The organism is Cupriavidus sp. 21MJTG02-4 (assembly GCF_057798975.1).
Genome location: NZ_JBYOJP010000049.1, coordinates 1 through 1635 on the forward strand (window position 1 = coordinate 1; position 1635 = coordinate 1635).

A 1635-nucleotide genomic window follows, 5' to 3' on the forward strand; every position below is an offset into this window, starting at 1 on the left:
AGTAATGCGCGATTTGCCGAGACCTACGTCCGCATTGGAATCATGGCAGGCGATGGCGGCGCATGGTACCTGCCTCGGCTGATTGGGATGCCGAAGGCGCTTGAGCTGCTGTGGACAGGTCGATTCGTGGAGGCGGACGAGGCCGAGCGCATTGGTTTGGTCAACCATGTCGTCCCCGAGACTGAACTCATGCCGAGATCTCTTGAGCTCGCCACAAGGATTGCAAAGGGGCCTCCGCTTGCCATTCGAATGATGAAGCGTGCCGCGTACCAAGCAGCCACTCTTAGTCTGCGCGCTCACCTAGACCAGGTTTCGTCGCACATGGCAGCGATTTTCTCGACGGAGGACCACAAGGAAGCGTTGACCGCCTACAGAGAGAAGCGACAAGCCGTCTTTGTTGGCCGATAGCAGCCCAAGATAACTAAATCCAGGAGACAACGATGCTGAGAAAGTCCTTTGCTGCAATCGCCGCGATGCTTCCAATACTGGCCGTCGCAAGCGCGACGGCGGCCGATGCCTATCCCACTAAGCCAATCAAGCTGATTGTTCCATACACGGCCGGAGGGTCCACCGACAACATCGCACGACTGCTAGCCGAACGGCTGCGCCTTGAGCTCAATCAACCGGTGGTCGTAGAGAACCGCCCCGGTGGCAATAACTTGATTGCCGCGAGGGCACTTCTAGCCAGCCAGCCTGATGGCTACACATTAATGCTTGCCACCAATGGCCTACTCGCGGTCGGCCCAGCCTTGTATGGAAAGCTGCCGTTTGACCCGGTCAACGGCTTTTCCCACCTAGGCTTCGTTAGCGGATATCCCTATGTTGTCGTCACCGCCGCACAAGACTCGAAGCGCTCGCTGCGAGACTATATCGGACGGGCACGTGAGAAGCCGAAATCCGTCTCGTATATGGTAGTCGGCAACGTCACCGCCATTGCCGGGGCAATGCTGAAGTCCCGTAGCAAGGCAGACCTCCTAGAAGTCCGGTACAAGGGAGGGGCTGACGCGATTTCCGACCTGATTGCAGGCCGGGTAGATTTGGGCCTTATCGCGCCATCCGTCGCGTCTCCCTTGATTAAATCCGGAAAGCTCTCTGCGCTGGCCGTGACCACCAAGTCCCGCTTCAACGCGATGCCGGATGTGCAGACGGTCGGGGAGGCCGGTGGTGGCTTGGAGGATTTCCATGTCGACGTATGGAGCGCGCTGGTGGCTCCTCCCGGAATTTCTCCACATATTGCGAACCGCGTGGCACAAGCTTTGGGCAACATTACCAAGGACCCCTCCTTCGCAGCGGACCTGGCGAAGAATGGTGAATACCCCATTCAAGGAGGCCAGGCGGATGTCAAAGCAAGAGTGGGGCGAGAGATACCGATGTGGAGATCTGTGGTCGGGAGCACTGGAATGTCGTTGATACAGTGAGCTGCAGTGGCGGCCTTAACTCCATTGCTCCCTTCAGCTATGCTAAGGCCGGTCGCCAACCAGTTCCAAGCCACCGCCATGGTGAAATCAGCTATCCGAATTATCGAGATTCTCGAGCTCTTCGACCGGCTACAGCGGCCACTGACCCTTTCCGAGGTTGCCGACACATTAGGCTATCCAAGGTCAAGCACGATGGCGTTGCTCCAGAGTTTGAGAG

3 protein-coding genes are annotated in these 1635 nt (G+C 57.7%); all 3 read left to right on the plus strand.

Annotated features, from left to right (window positions below; all coding sequences use genetic code 11):
* Positions 1 to 408, plus strand: a 408-nt coding sequence (locus AC3FKH_RS34395) for an enoyl-CoA hydratase/isomerase family protein (protein WP_488680148.1), incomplete at its 5' end; no start/stop codon positions are given.
* 32 nt (positions 409 to 440) lie between these two features.
* The gene (locus AC3FKH_RS34400) at positions 441 to 1418 is read left to right on the plus strand and encodes a Bug family tripartite tricarboxylate transporter substrate binding protein (protein WP_488680150.1); all 978 of its coding nucleotides are present in this window, start codon (positions 441 to 443) and stop codon (positions 1416 to 1418) included.
* Between the two features lie 78 nt (positions 1419 to 1496).
* The coding region (locus AC3FKH_RS34405) for a helix-turn-helix domain-containing protein (RefSeq protein ID WP_488680152.1) at positions 1497 to 1635 on the plus strand (139 nt) is incomplete at its 3' end.